Here is a 19,030-nt window from a genome sequence, read left to right as displayed (position 1 = left end):
TTTCTTTATACAAAAAAGAAGGAAATATTATGAAACTTTTTATCTTATTTATATCTCTTTTTATTCTAAATACAAGCCTATTTTCACAAGAAGTTATCACTTTAAAAACAAGAGACAATCTAACTCAAAGTTTTTTATTAGAAATTCCAAAAAATGAACCTAAAGCTATAGTTTTACTTTTCCCAGGAGGAAGTGGAAGAATTAACTTATATAAACCAAAGAACAAATGGATTACTACAAATTTTCTGATTAGCTCAAGAGCATACTTTTTAGATAATGATTTTATAATTGCCTCAATAGATGCACCAAGTGATAAACAATCAAAAGATGGTCTTTATTATAATTTCCGTGATAGTAAAGAACATTTATATGATATTAAAAAAGTTATAAACTATTTAAAAGATAAATATAATAAACCAATATGGCTAATAGGTACAAGTAGAGGAACTGAATCAGTTGCATTTATGGCATCAGAAGAAAGTGATTTGATTAATGGAATAGTGTTAAGTTCTTCAATATCTAAAAGAAATAAAAAAGGAAAATCTCTTCAGGAACTATTTTTAAATGAGATAGAGGTTCCAACTCTTATTATCTCACACAAAGATGATGGTTGCAAAATTACTCCACCAAAAGGCTCTATACAAATTTACGATATGTTAAATGATAAGATAAAAAAAGAGTACAAAGTTTTTGAAGGTGGCAAAACAGAAGGGGCACCTTGTAAAGCAAAATCACATCACGGATATAATGGAATAGAAAAAGAAGTTGTAGATTATATTTCTAATTGGATTTCAAAATAAATTTAGCTCTCTAATCCAATTTTGGAATAGGATAAAGAGCTAAATTTGTTTTATTTAATAAGCTTTCAATCCGTCGTTAAACTTCAATGAAAAATTAGTAACTGTTTCACTAACTATTCTATCAATAAATTTATCAAATTTATCTTGTTTGTTCCAAACAGGATTTCTAACTTTTGATATTTTATAAAGTTCATTTTTAGCAATACTAATAGTTCCAACCTCATCAATTAGCCCTACTTTTTTAGCTTGTCTTGCTGTAAAGATATGTGCATTTGCATATTTTTCATTGTTTTGTTTTTTTAGTTTTCTTGCATTTGCAACATCTGTTATAAACATATCATAAGTATCAGATATAACTGATTCTAATTCTTCTTTTTCATTTTCATTCCATGCTCTTGAAAAAGTTCCAGCCTCTTTATATTTTCCAGCTTTGATTGTTTGTGTTGAAACACCAATTTTTTTCATTAGTTCTTCAACATTTGCACCTTGGAATATAACTCCAATGGAACCTACCATACTACCTGGATTTGCAATAATTTTATTTGCCCAAATAGAAGCATAATAGCTTCCACTAGCCATTACACCACTGGCATAAGCAACTACTGGTTTCACAGCTCTTAGCTCTTTTATTGCATAAGCTAACTCAACAGAAGGAGCTACTGAACCACCAGGAGAATTAACTACTAATAAAACCCCTTTTATGTTTGGATTTGTTTTAGCTTTGCTTATTTCATCTAAAACTTTATCAACATTTAAAATTGGACCAGCTAATTCTATTTTTTGTAAGTTTGTATTATCTTCAACTGAAGTTAATCCCGAAGTATTATTTGAACTTACAATAAAATAAATAATAGTTAAAAATACTATTGTTTTAAAATATTTAGTTATAAAATCTAAAATAGCAATTATTGGTGTAAAAATCGTTTTAAAAAAATTAAACATGTTTTTCTCCATTTATATAGACATCTTGTACTTCTTTTGTATGTAAAATAATTTGAGTACAAAGTTCTTCTTTATTTATTACTTCATCTGGAAGTTTGCATACAATTACATCTGCATCATATCCTTGTTTTATTCTACCTTTGTTTAAGCCCAATGCTTTTGCACCATTTAAAGTTGCAGCTTTTATTAAATCAACTGATAATTCATTTATATTTAAATTTGTATGTATCATAAGAGCATTTCTAAGTTCATCAAACATCTGTAAAGAGTTATTTGAGCTAAGTCCATCTGTACCAATAGAATAATCTATGTCATCTAAATCTTCTATTTTAAGTCTTTTGTTATTTAAAACTCTATTTGATGTTGGGCAGTGATTAATCACAGCACCTAATTCTTTGATTTTTCCTAAGTCATCATCACTAGCTTCTACACAATGCGTAAAAGATAAGTTTTTTATATTGGAAAATTGTCGTAAAAATTCCATAGGTTTTGTTGCACTTTTTTCTTGTCCTAAAAAGTTTTTAAAAAACTCTAAGAATTTACCCTCATCTTTATGCAACCAATCAAACTCTTCAATTGATTCTAAAAAATGCGCACTTACGCTTAAGTTTTCTTCTTTTGCAAGTCTTAAAGCTTCTCTAACTAAAAAAGGATGTACTGAATAAGGTGAATGTATAGCAATAGCTGGAATAAAATTTTTAGAACTATTTTTTTTAACATTTTCTAATCTAGCTTTAAAATCAGAAAAAAGAGTATCAATCATATCTGCTTTACTTCCAATTACTTCAGAAAACAAAACAGTATTTATTGGTGTTTTTTTACAAGCTTCTATTTCAAAACCATATGAACTAATAGCTCCAATTGTGGTAGTCCCACCTTTTAGCATTTCATCTAATTTTGTATTTATAAGAGCTGTATTACTTTTTTCAATCAAAGCTTCTCTATTTACAATAACAGAATTTAACCATGACATGAAGTTTCCATATGATAAACTTGTACTATTTGAAGAAAATTCTAAATGAATATGTGAGTTAATAAGACCTGGCATTATAACTGTATTACTACCTAAATCTTCTACTTCTAAATCTTTATATTTAGCTTTTAAAGATTCTACTTTTCCAAAATCTTTGATTTTTTCATCGAATAAAATAGCACCATCTTTTATGATAGTACTATTTTCATCAACACATATAAGCCAAGAGGCTTTTAATATTTTCATGCTTACGCTTGAACAGTTTGTTCTGCTCTTGCTTTTTCCATAGCTTTTACTTCACTAATAATTTGACCTAATGAAATAAGTGCTAAGTGGTAACCAAATGGTCCAAAACCAGCAATAACACCTGTACTACTAGCAGCTGTAATTGACTTTTGTCTGAACTCTTCTCTTTTATATATATTTGAAATATGTACTTCAACTGTTGGTAAATTTACAGCAGATAGTGCATCTCTAATAGCAATTGAAGTATGCGTATATGCAGCTGGATTTATAATAATACCATCAGTTTCACCTAAACACTCTTGAATTTTATCTACGATTTCACCTTCTAAGTTTGATTGAAAAAATTCTAATTCTATTCCATTTTGAGAAGCTTGTTCTTTCATACCTTGATGAATTTGGTCTAAAGTCATAGGTCCATATATATGTTGTTCTCTTACACCCAACATATTTATGTTTGGACCTTGAATTACCGCAATTTTCATATTATTTTTCCTTGTGTAAAATTTAGCTATGATTATAATCAAATTATAGTTAAGGCTAAATAAGTGAGCAATTATATACTAACAAATGAAAATGCGATTTATTATGAATGCAACTACTCTTGCGATAATGTGATTTTTATAAAATTAGGAAATGAATCTTTTTTTATCACAGATGCTAGATATACAATAGAAGCAAAAGAGAAAGTTAAAAATACAGAAGTAATAGAAAGTAGTGACTTAATAAAAAGTGCACAAGAATTATTAACAAAAGAAAAAATCAAAGAAATAATCTTTGATGGTAATGACTTTACATATAATAAATTTAACAAATTAACAGAAAATTTAAAAGTAAACTTTACAAACCAAATAAATTTTTCACATTTAAAAAGAGTTATTAAAACAGATGATGAAATAGCTATTTTAAAAAAAGCTGCCAAAATTGGTAGAAATGGATTTGAAAGACTTGCAAAGTATATCAATAAAAATGGTTTAAATAAAAAAGAAACTTTACTTCATTTTAAAGCAGTTGAAGCATATAAAAATATGGGAAAATATGACTTAAGTTTTGACCCAATCATTGCTATAAATGAAAATGCAGCAAAACCCCATGCTCTTCCTACAAGTAAAAAACTACAAAAAAATGATTTACTTTTGGTTGATGCTGGAGTTAAATATAAAAGATATTGTTCAGATAGAACTTGTACAGCATCTTTTGGTGGCGAATTAAATTTTTCAAGAAAACAAAAATTCAAATCAAAAAAACAACAAAAAATCTATGACTTAGTTTATGAAGCTCAACTGAATGCAATAGAAAATGCAAAAGTTGGAATGAAGGCAAAAGATATAGACAACTTAACAAGAAGTGTCATTGAAAAAGCTGGTTTTGGAAAATATTTTATTCATAGCACTGGACATGGAGTAGGACTTGATATTCATGAACATCCATATATCAATTCAAAATCTGATGTTATTATTGAAGATAATATGGTTTTTACAATTGAACCTGGTATTTACCTTCCAAATGAATTTGGAGTAAGAATCGAAGATACAATTGTAATGAAAAATGGAAAAGCTGTAATATTATAACTTAGTAAATTACGCAAGATAGTTCTAGCTTATTTTACACATAAAATAGGCTATTTCTTGAGTATTTTACTAAAGATTATTTAAGGAAATTATGAAAAAAACTATAAATAAAGATTTAACACTTTTTTTTACTGCAAATTATCCTAGATTTATAAAAAAAGACTCCAATAAAAGATACTTAATAACCATAGGTATTGGGGGAAATATAGGAAATACAAAACAATTATTTGATAAATTATTTTTGTGTTTATTAAAAGATTCTAGATTTGATTTATTAGAAACTTCTCCCCTACTTTTAAATCCTCCTTTTGGTTATTTGGAGCAAAATTATTTTTTAAATGGTATAATTCGACTTAAATCAAATCTTTGTGCTAATGATTTACTAAAAGTTATGCAAAGATATGAAAAAAAATTTGGAAGAAAGCGGTCTTTTCAAGATGCGCCTAGAACCTTAGATATTGATATAATATTTTTTGATAATAAAAAAATAAATACAGAAAAACTTATTATTCCTCATAAAGACTGGGCAAATAGAGAATCAGTGATTATTCCTTTAAAACATTTTAAATAAAAGAACAACTCGTTGTTCCCTTTAGAATTTGCTTCTTTAAGTGGAATTTACTTCCACTGCTAAAAGAAGTTATTAAATATATGGTTCCCTTAAGAAAGGAACTTTTTTAAGGAAAAATAATGATGGAAAAAAATGGAATCCTGCCTGCAGGTAAAAAAAAAGTAGTTGTAGGTATGTCTGGTGGTGTTGACTCTTCAGTTACTGCTTTACTGCTAAAACAACAAGGCTATGAAGTAGTAGGCTTATTTATGCGTAATTGGGAGTATGGAATCGAAGGTAGTCAATGCCCTAATCGTATTGAATTTGAAGATGCTAAAAAAGTGGGTGAACTAATTGGTATTGAAGTAAAAGGTAAAGATTTTGTTGAAGAATACAGAACTAAAGTGTTTGATGTATTTTTAGAAGGTTTAAAAAAAGGTCTTACTCCAAATCCAGATATACTTTGTAATCGTGAGATTAAATTTAATGTATTTTTAAATGAAGCAAAAAAAATGGGTGCAGATATGATTGCAACTGGACACTATGCCAAGATTGCTAAATATAAAGACCACTATGTACTTGACACTCCAAAAGATAATAGTAAAGATCAAACTTATTTTTTACATGCACTATCAAGTGAACAACTATCTCATGCTATGTTTCCTCTTGGAGATTTAACTAAAAAAGAAGTTAGAGAAATAGCTAGAGTTCACAATCTTTCAGTTAGTGATAAAAAAGATAGTACGGGTATATGTTTTATAGGTAACCAGAGATTTGATGAATTTATTACACAACATTTAAAAGCAATTCCTGGTGATATTGTAGATGAAAATGGAAAAGTATTAGGAAGACATAAAGGTCTTATTTGTTACACATTAGGTCAAAGAAAAGGTATTGGTCTTGGTGGTATAAAAGAGAATGAATCAGCTAATCATATCCACAATCCATGGTATGCAGCCAAAAAAAATATGGAAGACAATACATTAACAGTTGTACAAGATACCAACCATCCCTTACTTATGAACCAAAGTGTAGAAGCTAGTCATATGCATTGGGTACTAGATGAAGCACCTAAAATTGGTGATAAATTAATGGCACAAATTCGTTATCGTCAACAAAAGCAAGCTTGCACCGTGACAGAAGCGAATGAGAATAGAGTTCTCGTACAATTTGACAAGCCACAAAGAGCTGTGACTTTAGGACAAAGTCTTGTTTTATATGAGGGTGATTATTGTCTTGGTGGAGGATTTATAAGTAATTACTATGCATAGGACAAGATATGAGTGAAATTAAAAAAGTAATGGTAGGTATGAGTGGAGGAATTGACTCATCAGTTACAGCATACATGCTACAAAAAGAGGGTTATGAAGTTGAAGGATGTTATTTAAAACTTCATAATAGAACAGATGGTTATCATGAAAAAAACTTAGAATATATCAAAGATGTAGCTGATTTTTTAGGTATAAAATATCACATTTTAGATTTGGCTGATAAATTTACAGCTGAAGTTTATGATTACTTTGTTGAGTCTTACTTAGAGGGAACTACACCTAATCCATGTGTTAAATGTAATAAACAAATCAAATTTGGTGCAATGTTAGATTTTGCAAAAGAACATGGAGCAAGCTATCTTGCTACTGGACATTATGCAAAAACAGATGGTAAATTTTTTTATGAAGCTGATGATAAAACAAAAGACCAAAGTTATTTTTTATCTCAAGTAAGTAAAGAAGCACTTCCATATATGATGTTTCCACTAAGTACTTATAAAAAAGAAGACATCGTAAAATTTGGTGCTGAACTAGACTCTGCATACAAAAGAATTACAGAAAAAAACGAATCCCAAGAAATCTGTTTTGTTGAAACTGTTTATACTGATGTTGTAAAAAGACATGCAAATATAGATGTACCAGGAAATGTTTTAGATGAAAAAGGTAATGTTGTAGGCGAACATAAAGGTTATGCTCACTATACAATTGGTAAAAGAAGAGGTTTTTCAGTTAATGGTGCTCATGAACCTCACTTTGTAACTAAATTAAATCCAAAAGATAATACTATTGTTGTAGGTAAAAAAGAAGCCCTAGAAATAAATAATGTAATAGCAGATAATTTAAACATGTTTGTTGATGATAAAGAGTTTTCTTGTACTGTAAAATTAAGATATAGAACTCTATCAACACCTTGTGAAATAAAAATCGAAAATGACAAAGTAAATATTTCATTAAAAGAACCTGTTTTTGGAGTAGCTACTGGTCAATTAGCAGTATTTTATGATGAGCAAAAAGTTATTGGTAGTGCATGGATTAAGGAAACAAATTAATCCGCACTAAGTAATTTTTATGAAGTTTTAGCTATAATCCAAAAAAATTATAAACATAAATCTAAGGAAAATCATGAGAGGATACAGACTATTCACGGGATCAGCTAACCCTGAATTTGCCAAGAAAGTTGCAAAATACTTAAATATCGAAATAAGTCCAGCAAAACTAACAAAATTTAGTGATGGAGAAATTTCTGTAAAAATTACAGAAAGTGTTAGAGGAATGGATGTATTTATTATCCAACCAACCTGTGCTCCAACAAATGATAATTTAATGGAACTATTAATTATGGTGGATGCATTAAAAAGATCAAGTGCAAAATCTATTTCTGCTGTTATTCCATACTATGGATATGCAAGACAAGATAGAAAAGCAGCTCCAAGAGTTCCAATTACAGCAAAACTAGTTGCAGATTTATTAGAAGCAGCTGGTATTTCTAGAGTAATTACGATAGACTTACATGCAGCACAAATTCAAGGATTTTTTAATATCCCTGCTGATAACCTTTTTGGTTCAATTATGTTTATTGATTATATTAAATCAAAAAAATTAGCTAACCCTATTATTGCTAGTCCAGATATTGGTGGGGTAGCAAGAGCTAGATCTTATGCAGAAAAACTAAATTATGATTTAGTAATTGTTGATAAAAGAAGAGAAAAAGCTAATGAATCTGAAGTTATGAATATCATAGGTGATGTAAGTGGTAAAGATATAATTTTAGTAGATGACATGGTTGATACTGCTGGAACACTTGTAAAAGCGGCAGAAGTATTAAAAAATAAAGGCGCAAATTCTGTTATGGCATGTTGTACACATGGTGTATTAAGTGGTCCCGCTTATGAAAGACTTGAAAATGGTGAAGCTTTAGATGAATTGGTAGTTTCTGATACGATTCCTTTAAAACAAGAACATGATAAAATTACAGTATTGACTGCTTCAAATATAATTGGTGAAACAATCAGAAGAATTCACAATAATGAATCAGTTAATAGTATATTCGTGAAATAAATACTATAATAGTAAAATAAGGAGAATAAATGAAAAAATTATTATTGACAAGTTTAATATGTTCGTCAGTCTTATTCGCAGCAAATAGTGAATATAAATATGAAGTTACTCCTATGATCTCAGGTGCAATTACAGAAGGTAACTTAGACCTAGATAGAAATTATGCAAATGCGGGTGTCTCTTTAGGATTTAATCTAGATGACTCAATGTTTGATCAAATTGAATTAGGAATCTTAAGAACTCTTGGTGATGTTGATTATAAAAATAGCAATCAAGATACAGCAGTAACAAGATTTTTTACAAATGTTGTTAAAGAGTACAAATTAAATGAAAAATCTTCACTATATGCATTAGCGGGTCTTGGTGTTGAAATTTATGGTAATGAACAATTTAGTAATGAAACTGGACCATTTGCAAATTATGGTTTTGGGTATAAATATAAACTAGATAATGACATGGCTATCAAAACTGATGTGAGACATTTAGTATCATTTGATAATGGAAATAACAATGTAATTTATACAGTTGGTTTAGCAATTCCTTTTGGTAAAAAAGCAGCTCCTGCTCCTGTAGTAAAAGAAGAGCCTAAACCTGTAATGGAAGAGCCTAAAAAAGTAGAAGAGCCTAAAGTTTTAGATTCAGATAACGATGGTGTTATTGACTCATTAGACCAATGTCCTGATACTATGAGAGGAGCTAATGTTGATAAAACTGGTTGTATAGTTATGCTTGATTTAGAAGTTCATTTTCCAATCAACTCTTCAATCATAGATGAAACTGCTAAACACAGAGTTAAAGAGTTTGCAGAATTTTTAAATAAACATCCAGAATTAAAAGCTACTATTGAAGGTCATACTGACTACACTGGTACTGAAAAATATAATTTATGGTTATCAAAAAGAAGAGCAGATTCAGCTTTTGAAGCATTGAAAAAATATGATGTTGATCCTGCTAGATTAAAAACTGTTGGGTATGGTGAAACTAGACCAAAAGCAACAAACAAAACTAAAGAGGGAAGAGCTCAAAATAGAAGAATTGAAGCTACAATCTCAAAATAATCACACATGATTTTAGGCTTTTAGCCTAAAATCACTACTTTTTTCTCTCTTAACATTATCATTACAATTTTTTAGATATAATCGCGAATATTAATATAAACATAGGATTTATTTTGCAAGCAAATATAAGAAACTTTTCAATTATCGCTCATATTGACCATGGGAAGTCAACTCTAGCTGATAGAATTATACAAGAGTGTGGTTCAGTAGCAGATAGAGATATGTCTGCTCAAATGATGGATACAATGGATATAGAAAAAGAGCGTGGAATTACAATCAAAGCTCAAAGTGTACGATTAGATTATGTAAAAGATGGTCAACACTATGTTTTAAATCTAATAGACACTCCAGGACATGTGGACTTTTCTTATGAAGTAAGTCGTTCTTTAGCATCATCAGAAGGTGCACTTTTAATTGTAGATTCAACTCAAGGAGTTGAAGCTCAAACTATTGCCAATGTATATATTGCTATGGACAATGACTTAGAACTACTTCCTGTTGTAAATAAAATCGACCTTCCAAGTGCTGACCCAGATAGAGTTTTAGAAGAAGTTGAAGAAGCTATTGGACTTGATTGTACATATCATAACTTAATTAGTGCAAAAACAGGTCTTGGAGTAAGAGAATTAATTGATTCTATAGTTGATAGAGTTCCTTGTCCAAAAGGTGATGAAGAGGCTCCTACAAAAGCACTTATTTATGACTCATGGTTTGATAACTACCTTGGTGCTTTAGCCCTTGTAAGAGTTTATGATGGAAGTATCAAAAAAGGTCAAATGCTTAGAATGATGAATACAAAAGTTGAACATTCTGTTTTAAATCTTATGTATCCTCATCCACTAAAAAGACAAAACACAAATGAAATCAAAACAGGTGAAATCGGTATCGTAGTTCTTGGACTTAAAACATTAGATGGTATTGCCGTTGGTGATACTATGACTGATGCTAAAAATCCAACAGCTGAAATCATTGATGGATTTGAACCAGCAAAACCTTTCGTATTTGCTGGTATTTACCCAATCGAAACTGATAAATTTGAAGACCTAAGAGAAGCTCTTACAAAACTTCAGTTAAATGACTCATCTATCTCTTTTGAACCAGAGAGTTCTGCTGCATTAGGAAGTGGATTTAGAGCAGGTTTTCTTGGTATGCTTCATATGGAAGTTATCAAAGAAAGATTGGAAAGAGAGTTTAATCTTGATTTAATAGCAACAGCCCCAACAGTTATTTATGAAATTGAAAAAACAAATGGGGAAATGATAGTTATTAGAAATCCTTCTGAACTTCCAGAACCAAGTCAAGTAAAAACGATATTTGAACCATATGTAAAAGCTACAATCTTAGTACCAGATGAGTTTTTAGGAAATGTAATAAAACTTCTAAATGACAAAAGAGGTATCCAAAACAAGATGGACTATATAGGTGCTAGAGTTTTACTTGATTATGATTTACCTATGAATGAAATCGTAATGGATTTTTATGATAAATTAAAATCAACAACAAAAGGTTATGCATCTTTTGATTATGAACCAATAGGTTTTAGACCAGGTGTTTTACAAAAACTTGATATAAAAGTTGCAGGTGAAATAGTTGATGCCTTATCAATCATAGTTCCAGAAAATAAAGCCCTTAGTAAAGGTAGAGAGTTTATCAAAGCCTTAAAAGAGTTAATCCCAAGACAACTATTCGAAGTAGCAATACAAGCCTCTATTGGCTCTAATATCATTGCAAGAGAGACTGTAAAATCTACAGGTAAAAATGTAACAGCTAAATGTTATGGTGGAGATATTACGAGAAAAAGAAAATTACTAGAGAAACAAAAAGCAGGTAAGAAAAGAATGAAAGCCATAGGGAAAGTGAATGTTCCACAAGAAGCCTTTATGGCCGTGTTGAAGATTTAATCTTCAGCACATCTTCTGCGTTGAAACTTCAATTTTTAATGCTCATTTACCTTTAACCTTTAGTAAACTCCGCTTTAAAATTAAAGCTCCGCCTTGAATCTATACTAAATATTAAATCTCAACGAAATTATAAAAATCTGCACTACCTATCCTACAATAGTGTAATTCTTGTCCTCAACTATTTTCTTTTACATATGTTAAGTTTTGCTACTTCAATGCAAAGCTAGAATTTTAAAACTGAATATGCAATTAATATACATTATCAGTTTCATTGTTGTTATATTTTATTATTTAATAAATTATATGCTATAATAATCCTATTATATAGGAAATCTAATGAAATTATTAATATTATTATTTTATTCTGTACTTTTTATTTCGTGTACATCTAATGAAACTACAATCGAAGATTGTACAAAATTAAACAAAAAATATAAAATAGAAAATGTTCTAAATTATAGAACAGGGGAAAGAGTAGATAAAGTATTTTGTATAGATAAAACTAATTAAATTTTAATTGGCTTGTGAAAACTTTCATACTAAATTATTTGTAATAAATATCAATCTAAACAAAAGAATCATTAATTAAGTAATAGTAAAAAAGAGGGAGTCCTCTTTTTTACTTATTCATGATGATAATCGTCATAAATTATTTTTGAAGTTTTAAATTTCATTTTTTTAAGACTCATAATAGTACTGTATTCTTCTTGAGTGATTTTTTCCATTCTTACAGCTGCTTTATAAGTTGGAGTTTTTGTTGTATAGTCCCAACCACCACTTGTTAGCTCATTACATAATCCTTCCCAATAATGAAATGCCATTTGCATAATATTATCTGGAACTACTTCAGTTATTTCTACTAAAAGTGCAATATAACCATATCTACTCTCAACTTTTATAAAGTCATGATTTTTAAGATTATATCTTTTTGCTAAATTTGGATGTATCTCTGCTGATGGTCCATGTGAATCACCACCATATTCAAGAGTTTTTGATCGTCTAGTCATAGTTCCAACTGTATATTGATACACTTTTCTTGTTGTTAACAATGATATAGGATATACTTCATCTACTTTTTCATCAACAGAACCTACCATACATGGATAGTTTTCTGGAAGATTAAGTTTTTTTCTTAATTCATCTTCTGCATCCACCATATTATCTTTATTATCAATAAATATTACAGGTACCAAGTTTGCTTTTGTATCTTTAGTAAAGAATTTTTTATCCATATATAAACTTGGTGTTCCAGGATGATCTTCACTTGGACAAGGCCATGCAATACCTTCTTTCCCTTGTAATCTTGCATAACTAATACCACCAAATCTTGCTGGATCTGCTCTTCGTACTTCATTCCAGATATCTTCTGGTTTTTCATAATCAAAATCAGTAGCACCAAATCTTTTTGCTAATTCACAAATGATTTCCCAATCTTGTTTAGCCTCACCTTTTGGGTCTAATGTTTTATCGTTTAATTGAACTCTTCTTTCAGCATTTAAATAACACCCTTGTTTTTCACCAACACTAACTGCTGGGAAAACAACATCTGCTTTAAGTGCAGTTTCTGTCATAAAGATATCTTGAACCACATAAAAATCAAGTTTTGATATACCTTTTAAGAAGTGGTTTGTATTTGGTTCTGACATAACAGGATTTTCACCTATTGTATAAAATACTTTTACTCTACCATCCATAATGGCATCAGGAACTTCTGTTTTATGAATACCAATTTCTGTACTTAAAGGTTGTTTACAATCCCATAATTTCTCAAAAAATGCTTTATTTTCTGCACTTGAAACAAGTTTTAAGTTTGGAAATATATTTGGTAATACACCCATATCACAAGCACCTTGAACATTTTGTTGACCTCTAAGAGGTAAATCCCCTGCTCCAAGTTTCCCGATATTTCCAGTTATTAACATAATATTTGAAATATCACAAACATTACCAACACCGTGATTAAAGTGAGTAACACCCATACCATGTGTAATTGCAGCTGGACTTACAGTTGCATATAATTCTGCTGCTTTAATTAATAACTTAGCATCAACTCCTGTCATTTCAGAAACTTTTTGTGGAGTGTATTCTTTTACTGCTTCTTTTAAATATTCAAAACCATGAGTATATTTTTCCACAAACTCTTTATCATACAAATCTTTTGCAATTATATGGTTAATCAATGCATTTATAATTGGAATATTATACTCAGGTGGTAACTGAATAAATACATCTGCTTTTTGAGCAAATTCTGTTCTAATAGGATCTATTACTATTAGTTTTGCTCCCCTATTAATTGCTCTTTGTATATACATAGCTGCGATTGGATGTGCATTTTCTGGATTTGAACCTATCATCATAATACAATTTGTATGTTCTTCAAATTCAGTAAAACTATTTGTCGCTGTACCATTACCTATAGTTTTAGCCAGACCGGCTACTGTTGGTGCATGACATACTCTAGCACAATGGTCAACATTATTTGTACCAATGATTGCTCTCATAAATTTTTGTGCTAAATAATTTTCTTCTAAAGTACATCTAGCTGAAAAATTTCCAACAATAGAATCTGGTCCATATGTTTCTTTAGCCTCTTTCATTTTTGAAACAACTAATGATAATGCTTCATCCCATGAAGATTCTTCAAAAGTTCCTTCTTTAGAAAAAACACCATCTTTTTTTCTAATTAAAGGTTTTGTTAATCTATCTTTTGACTCAACATAATCCCATCCATATAATCCTTTAAGACATAAATGTCCTTCATTTACTGGATTTGATTTAACACCTTCAATTTTTACAATTTTATTATCATGCGAAGTTAATTTAATTCCGCAACCTGTCCCACAATAGGGACAAATAACATTTGTTTCTTTCATAATATTCACCTTTTTATTTTTTCATATCTGTCTTATGAGACATAAATCCTATTACACCAACAAAAAACAATCCACCAACAATATTTCCCAAAGTAACTGGTAATAAATTATTAGGGAAGATTTTTGTAAAACTCAATGCTTCCAATTTCTCTACAGAAATATTCATATGTTCTGACAAGGCTTGAATTCTTCCTCCTACTTCATGTAAATAATGTGCTTTTGCCAATAATGCTTCTGTAAAAATAAACATATTTGCCACGACGTGTTCATAACCTGAACCCACAAATGCTGCAATTATAAACAGTATTGATAAAACTTTTCCAGCAGCATCAGAAGCGCCAGTTGCAGCCCAAACTGCCATACATACAAAAACATTACAGAATATCCCTCTAATAAATGCTGCTTCAAATGACAAACTATTTTTTCCCACACCTAATACAAGGAAGTGATGTAATATCTCTCCATCATATTTAAGTGGCAGTTGTGACCTATAATACATATAAGCAACTACAGCAGCTCCAATAAAATTAAAAATCCAAACAATAACCCAATAAGCAATCATTTTTGAAAATGTCAATTTATGATCTATTGTTGAAACTCCTGTCATCAAAGAACTTGTAAATAAATGTCCTCCAAAAAAAACAACCATCATAAGTCCTACTGAAAAGGCAACTCCTCCAATAAAGTTTGCAATTCCAGGAGAAGATGCTTTGGCAACGCCAACTGTTGAATGGGCCCAAAAAATGTCACCCATTGCTATTGAGCCACCTGCCATAATAGATAAAAATATAACACTTACTATTGGCATTTTTGCTTTATGACTCATTCCACTAAATAACGACTGTGCTGTATCTGCTGGTGATAACATAATTTATTCCTTTTTTAATCATTATCAAAAATTGAATCAATTTCAAAAACTTTTTTCAAAGCATTTCTAGCTGTAATTTCAGCTTCTTTTGAAATATTCTCATTAATCTCTAATACATTTTCTAAATCTACTGTAAGACCTAAAAAAAGAACGCTTTTACAAAATCCTTTTAAATAACTCATTAATATTGGTGCTGGAAGATTATGTGTTGAATACATATAATCTCTTTCATTGCTAATATCAATAACTTCCACTTGTCCTATTTTCATTCCTGTCATTGCATCAGCAACAACAACTAAATCGGGTTCATATTCTCTAATTTTATGAAATTGACTCTCTGGTACATCTTCACCATAAAATATTTTCCAATCTAAAGATTCTTCACCTTCAATTAGCTTTCCTAAATATGAAGTAATCCCATCATCACCTCTTAAGGTATTTCCTATTGTAAGAATTGCTTTTTTCATATACTTTTCCTTATAACAATAAAACCTTCTTCTAAAGAAGAAAAAATATCTTTTAAAGAACAATCTGGCATTTGGGGAATTAATTTCTGTGCATGTTCTGGGAAAATTTCAACTTCAAAATATTTAGTTAAATTTCCTAATTTAAACTGTGCATAATCCTCACATTGTTCTATAAGTTTTTTATAATCTTCTTCTTTTATCTCTTCTATACATTCCATAAAATCAATTGTGCCAACACCATGGCCAACAGACATAGAAAAAATTTTCACTTGTTCATATTTTTGAGGTAACTCATTTGATGTGGGTTCCACTCTTCTTTTTGTTAATTTACATATTTCAATCATCTTAAACTTCTTATATTATAAATTTATAATCGTCTTTTATGGGTGCAAACTGTTTCATATATCTCAAATAAACATTATTATGAAGTCTTTTCATACACTCTTCATATCTTGAATCTTCTTCTTCACTACTATATATTTCAATTACCTCCTTAGTTTTTTTAATATTTTTAATATCAGTTGATTTTTTTAGTGCACTTATATATTTTTCATAAAGTTTTCTACCAAAAAAATAACTCATCAATCTTTTTGATTCGATTAAAATATCTCTTTCAAAAAGAATATTTCCTATTAATGAATCCTCCACAAGAATTGCTTCATCACAATCTTGAGTGTGCTCTTTAAATTGTAGTTTTTGATCTAATATTCCTAAAGCAGAAGCTAATCCATGAATAATAGTTGCTGGATGGGGAGGACAACCTGGAATATAAACATCCACAGGTATAACTTTATCAATTCCTCCCCAAACACTATAAGCATCATGAAATATTCCTCCACTAGAGCCACAAGCACCAATTGCTACTACTACTTTAGGATCAGGAGTTGCTTCATATGCTCTTAAAAGTGGGTAATACATTTGTCTAGTAACTGGTCCTGAACAAAGTAAAATATCTGCATGTCTAGGACTAGCTACTAATTTAAATCCCAATCTTTCAGGATCCCACATTGGTGTAATAGCGGCAAACACCTCAATTTCACAACCATTACATGAACCACAATCCACTCTATAAACATTAAAACTTCTTTTAATATTTTTTAGATGCTCAAGTTTGGCTTCAAGAGTATTTGAGTTTTCTATCTCTTCTGGTACTACATATGTTTTACTCATTTTATACCCCTTTTTAAATATTTTGTCATAACTTCAGTTTTTTCTTCTCTTTTACAAGTAGGGCAAGTTTTTGCATATTTTATTTTTTCACCTAAAGTCTTTTTATCCCAACCAACTTTTTCTAATCTATGGAAGATGTATGAAATTAATCTTTTTGTTGTAAATGGTTTATTGCAAACCTCACAATATTCAACATCAAGTTCGCCTCTTTCTTTCAAATTATTTTTATCAAACTTAACAGCTAATTCAAACTCTTGAGAAAGAACAATTGCACCAGTAGGACAAACCTCATCACATCTACCACAAAAAATACATCTTGCAGCATCAAATTCCCAAACAAGTTTTGTTTTATCTTCATTTAGTTTTACATTAATTGCATTTGACGGACAAGCAACTCCACAAGCTGTACAACCTATACAATTTTCATATGTATATGAAGGTTTACCTCTAAATCCTTCAGATACTTCATAAGGTTCTAAAGGATATTTATAAGTTGCTTTCCCATATTTTTTTGTCATATCTAGTAGTTTCATCTCTTACTCCTACATATTTTTCAATGGATGATTTTTCGAAGATTGTGAATATCTTTTCAAATCTTGATAGTTTAATATTTTTGTTTTTTTACTTTTAATATCAACAACAGTTACTCTTTCTGTACAAGAGTAACAAGGGTCCAATGAACAAACAATAAGAGCAGCATCAGCAATAGTATTTCCTCTAAACTGATATCTTAAAGATGTCCAGTTGTTATATGTCGCAGCCCGACATCTCCATCTAAATACTTTTTGTGCATTACCATGCATAATCCAATGAATATTTTCACCTCTTGGTGCTTCATCATTACCAATTGCATATGCACCTGGTTTAATCATAGTTTGTGGTTTAATTACAGTTAAACCTCCTGGCATCATCTCAAAACACTGTCTTATAATAGATACTGATTCTAATAATTCTCTATATCTAACGGTTTCTCTTGCAAATACATCACAGCCATCTTCAGTTGGTATTTCAAAATCTAATTGTGTTAAAAAATCATAAGGATGGTCATATCTTGAATCTCTTTTAAAACCACACCCTCTAATATTTGGACCAACAGGAGAAAAGTCTCTTGCTACTTGTTTATCTAAAAGTCCTACACCTTTCCATCTTTCAACTTGATTTTTATCATCCATAACAGCATCCCAAACTTCTTTAGTTTGTACTTCTATTATTTCTAATAACTCAAGACTTTTTTTAATCTCAGTTCCTGTCATATCTCTTCTTAACCCACCCATAACAACATTTCCGTATGTTTTACGACCACCTGTTACTAATTGAGCTAATTCCATAGAAAATTCTCTAATTCTAAAAATATGCATAAAAGCATTTACATTTCCAGTTACTTCACAAGCAAGACCTATATTTAATAAATGTGAATGAAGTCTTTCTATTTCTAGACAAATTACTCTCATTGCTTGTGCTCTTAGTGGTATTTCTAAACCAATCGCTTTTTCTGCAGCTTCTATACAACCAATAGCATGAGCATAACCACAGATACCACAAACTCTTTCTGCTAAATATCCCATTTGGTCATAATTCATTCTATTTTCTGCAAGTTTTTCCATACCTCTGTGTTGATAAAAAAGTCTATAATCTGCATCAATAATAGTATCTCCATCACAATACAATCTAAAGTGACCTGGCTCATCACTTGTAATATGTAAAGGTCCTAAGGGAACATCAAGTACTCCTGCACCTTCTGGTTTTAGAAATTTTGCTTCAGGTTCATCTTTATGATCAACGGGATCTGGTCTATGTCTATAATCCATAGCATCTTTTCTTAATGGAAATAAACCCTCTGGCCAATCATCTGATACAACCAATCTTCTAGGATCAGGTAAACCAATTGCCGTTAAACCAAACATATCATATGCTTCTCTTTCATACCAAACAGCAGCAGGTACTTTTAAAGTTACAGATGGAAAAGTTGGGTCATTTGCTGGAATAAAAGTTTTAACTGTTATCCAACATTTTTCATCTTGTGGTAACTCATCCTCAGGAGTCATTTTTCCACCTTCCATTGACAAGACATAATAAAGGGCAAAATTACCATTTATTTCTCTTTCATCATTTGGAATCATACTTGATAACCAACCACCTAAATCGTAATACAAAATTCGTACAGTCTCTGGCAAATCATTTCTATCAACGGTTATTGTAATTTGATCTTCTGGTTGTCTATAGATTTCGTGAATTGTTATTTTTTCTTTCACTTTATTTATTAAATTGTCACCTTTTCTCATATC

At 30.0% G+C, this 19,030-nt stretch carries 19 protein-coding genes; 9 read left to right on the top strand and 10 right to left on the bottom strand.

From position 1 onward, the window contains the following. The first annotated feature begins 29 nt into the window (after positions 1-29). Entirely contained in the window at positions 30-800 is a 771-nt protein-coding gene (locus LXN10_RS10360) for an alpha/beta hydrolase (RefSeq protein WP_375722951.1), read from the top strand. A gap of 54 nt (positions 801-854) precedes the next feature. Here the strand turns inward: LXN10_RS10360 and sppA are convergent, their stop codons facing one another. The 3 genes from sppA to aroQ are packed head-to-tail and all read right to left on the bottom strand — an operon-like array spanning position 855 to position 3,443. Beyond that, complete coding sequence (sppA, locus tag LXN10_RS10355; RefSeq protein ID WP_375722950.1) at positions 855-1,742, bottom strand: signal peptide peptidase SppA; 888 nt, start codon at positions 1,740-1,742, stop codon at positions 855-857. Next, positions 1,735-2,961: an aminofutalosine deaminase family hydrolase gene (gene mqnF / locus LXN10_RS10350; protein WP_375722949.1), complete on the bottom strand. Its 1,227-nt coding sequence runs from the start codon at positions 2,959-2,961 to the stop codon at positions 1,735-1,737. Before mqnF ends, sppA begins: the two co-directional genes overlap by 8 nt. Before the next feature lie 2 nt (positions 2,962-2,963). Further along, entirely contained in the window at positions 2,964-3,443 is a 480-nt protein-coding gene (aroQ, locus tag LXN10_RS10345) for a type II 3-dehydroquinate dehydratase (RefSeq protein WP_375722948.1), read from the bottom strand. A gap of 63 nt (positions 3,444-3,506) precedes the next feature. On the opposite strand from aroQ, the gene LXN10_RS10340 reads away from it, so the two are divergent. From LXN10_RS10340 to LXN10_RS10305, 8 genes are all read left to right on the top strand, one after another. Then, entirely contained in the window at positions 3,507-4,529 is a 1,023-nt protein-coding gene (locus tag LXN10_RS10340) for a M24 family metallopeptidase (RefSeq protein ID WP_375722947.1), read from the top strand. A gap of 91 nt (positions 4,530-4,620) precedes the next feature. Beyond that, positions 4,621-5,100, top strand: coding sequence for a 2-amino-4-hydroxy-6-hydroxymethyldihydropteridine diphosphokinase (gene folK, locus LXN10_RS10335; RefSeq protein ID WP_375722946.1), 480 nt, complete (start codon positions 4,621-4,623; stop codon positions 5,098-5,100). A gap of 119 nt (positions 5,101-5,219) precedes the next feature. Then, the gene (gene mnmA / locus LXN10_RS10330) at positions 5,220-6,350 is read left to right on the top strand and encodes a tRNA 2-thiouridine(34) synthase MnmA (RefSeq protein WP_375722945.1); all 1,131 of its coding nucleotides are present in this window, start codon (positions 5,220-5,222) and stop codon (positions 6,348-6,350) included. Positions 6,351-6,358: 8 nt separating this feature from the next. Next, positions 6,359-7,399: a tRNA 2-thiouridine(34) synthase MnmA gene (gene mnmA / locus LXN10_RS10325; protein WP_375722944.1), complete on the top strand. Its 1,041-nt coding sequence runs from the start codon at positions 6,359-6,361 to the stop codon at positions 7,397-7,399. A 73-nt stretch (positions 7,400-7,472) separates the two neighbouring features. Further along, the gene (locus LXN10_RS10320; RefSeq protein WP_375722943.1) at positions 7,473-8,408 is read left to right on the top strand and encodes a ribose-phosphate pyrophosphokinase; all 936 of its coding nucleotides are present in this window, start codon (positions 7,473-7,475) and stop codon (positions 8,406-8,408) included. A 29-nt stretch (positions 8,409-8,437) separates the two neighbouring features. Continuing rightward, positions 8,438-9,466, top strand: a complete 1,029-nt coding sequence (locus LXN10_RS10315; protein ID WP_375722942.1) for an OmpA family protein — start codon at positions 8,438-8,440, stop codon at positions 9,464-9,466. A gap of 113 nt (positions 9,467-9,579) precedes the next feature. Continuing rightward, a complete protein-coding gene (gene lepA, locus LXN10_RS10310) occupies positions 9,580-11,367 on the top strand; it encodes a translation elongation factor 4 (protein WP_375722941.1) in 1,788 nt (595 codons plus the stop codon). A 336-nt stretch (positions 11,368-11,703) separates the two neighbouring features. After that, the gene (locus tag LXN10_RS10305) at positions 11,704-11,877 is read left to right on the top strand and encodes a hypothetical protein (protein ID WP_164969735.1); all 174 of its coding nucleotides are present in this window, start codon (positions 11,704-11,706) and stop codon (positions 11,875-11,877) included. 113 nt (positions 11,878-11,990) lie between these two features. On the opposite strand, the gene fdhF is transcribed toward LXN10_RS10305, so the two are convergent. Genes fdhF through LXN10_RS10270 form a run of 7 tightly spaced genes read right to left on the bottom strand, consistent with a single transcriptional unit; the run spans position 11,991 to position 19,027 of the window. Then, positions 11,991-14,240: a formate dehydrogenase subunit alpha gene (gene fdhF, locus LXN10_RS10300; RefSeq protein WP_375722940.1), complete on the bottom strand. Its 2,250-nt coding sequence runs from the start codon at positions 14,238-14,240 to the stop codon at positions 11,991-11,993. A gap of 13 nt (positions 14,241-14,253) precedes the next feature. Next, a complete protein-coding gene (locus LXN10_RS10295) occupies positions 14,254-15,108 on the bottom strand; it encodes a formate/nitrite transporter family protein (protein ID WP_375722939.1) in 855 nt (284 codons plus the stop codon). 14 nt (positions 15,109-15,122) lie between these two features. Then, entirely contained in the window at positions 15,123-15,575 is a 453-nt protein-coding gene (locus tag LXN10_RS10290) for a hydrogenase maturation protease (protein WP_375722938.1), read from the bottom strand. Beyond that, positions 15,572-15,919, bottom strand: a complete 348-nt coding sequence (locus LXN10_RS10285; RefSeq protein ID WP_013134548.1) for a formate hydrogenlyase maturation HycH family protein — start codon at positions 15,917-15,919, stop codon at positions 15,572-15,574. The genes LXN10_RS10290 and LXN10_RS10285 overlap by 4 nt, the downstream gene beginning before the upstream one ends. A 10-nt stretch (positions 15,920-15,929) precedes the next feature. Next, positions 15,930-16,745, bottom strand: a complete 816-nt coding sequence (locus tag LXN10_RS10280) for an NADH-quinone oxidoreductase subunit B family protein (RefSeq protein ID WP_013134547.1) — start codon at positions 16,743-16,745, stop codon at positions 15,930-15,932. Next, entirely contained in the window at positions 16,742-17,278 is a 537-nt protein-coding gene (locus LXN10_RS10275) for a formate hydrogenlyase complex iron-sulfur subunit (RefSeq protein WP_375722937.1), read from the bottom strand. The genes LXN10_RS10280 and LXN10_RS10275 overlap by 4 nt, the downstream gene beginning before the upstream one ends. A 9-nt stretch (positions 17,279-17,287) precedes the next feature. After that, positions 17,288-19,027: an NADH-quinone oxidoreductase subunit C gene (locus tag LXN10_RS10270; RefSeq protein WP_375722936.1), complete on the bottom strand. Its 1,740-nt coding sequence runs from the start codon at positions 19,025-19,027 to the stop codon at positions 17,288-17,290. Between the last annotated feature and the right edge of the window lie 3 nt (positions 19,028-19,030).

Origin of the sequence: Arcobacter iocasae (assembly GCF_042214795.1) — a bacterium.
In the GTDB taxonomy this organism is placed as follows: Bacteria; Campylobacterota; Campylobacteria; order Campylobacterales; family Arcobacteraceae; genus Arcobacter; species Arcobacter iocasae.
The sequence above is the reverse complement of the archived record's forward strand: the minus strand, read 5'-3'. Positions and strand labels throughout refer to the sequence as shown.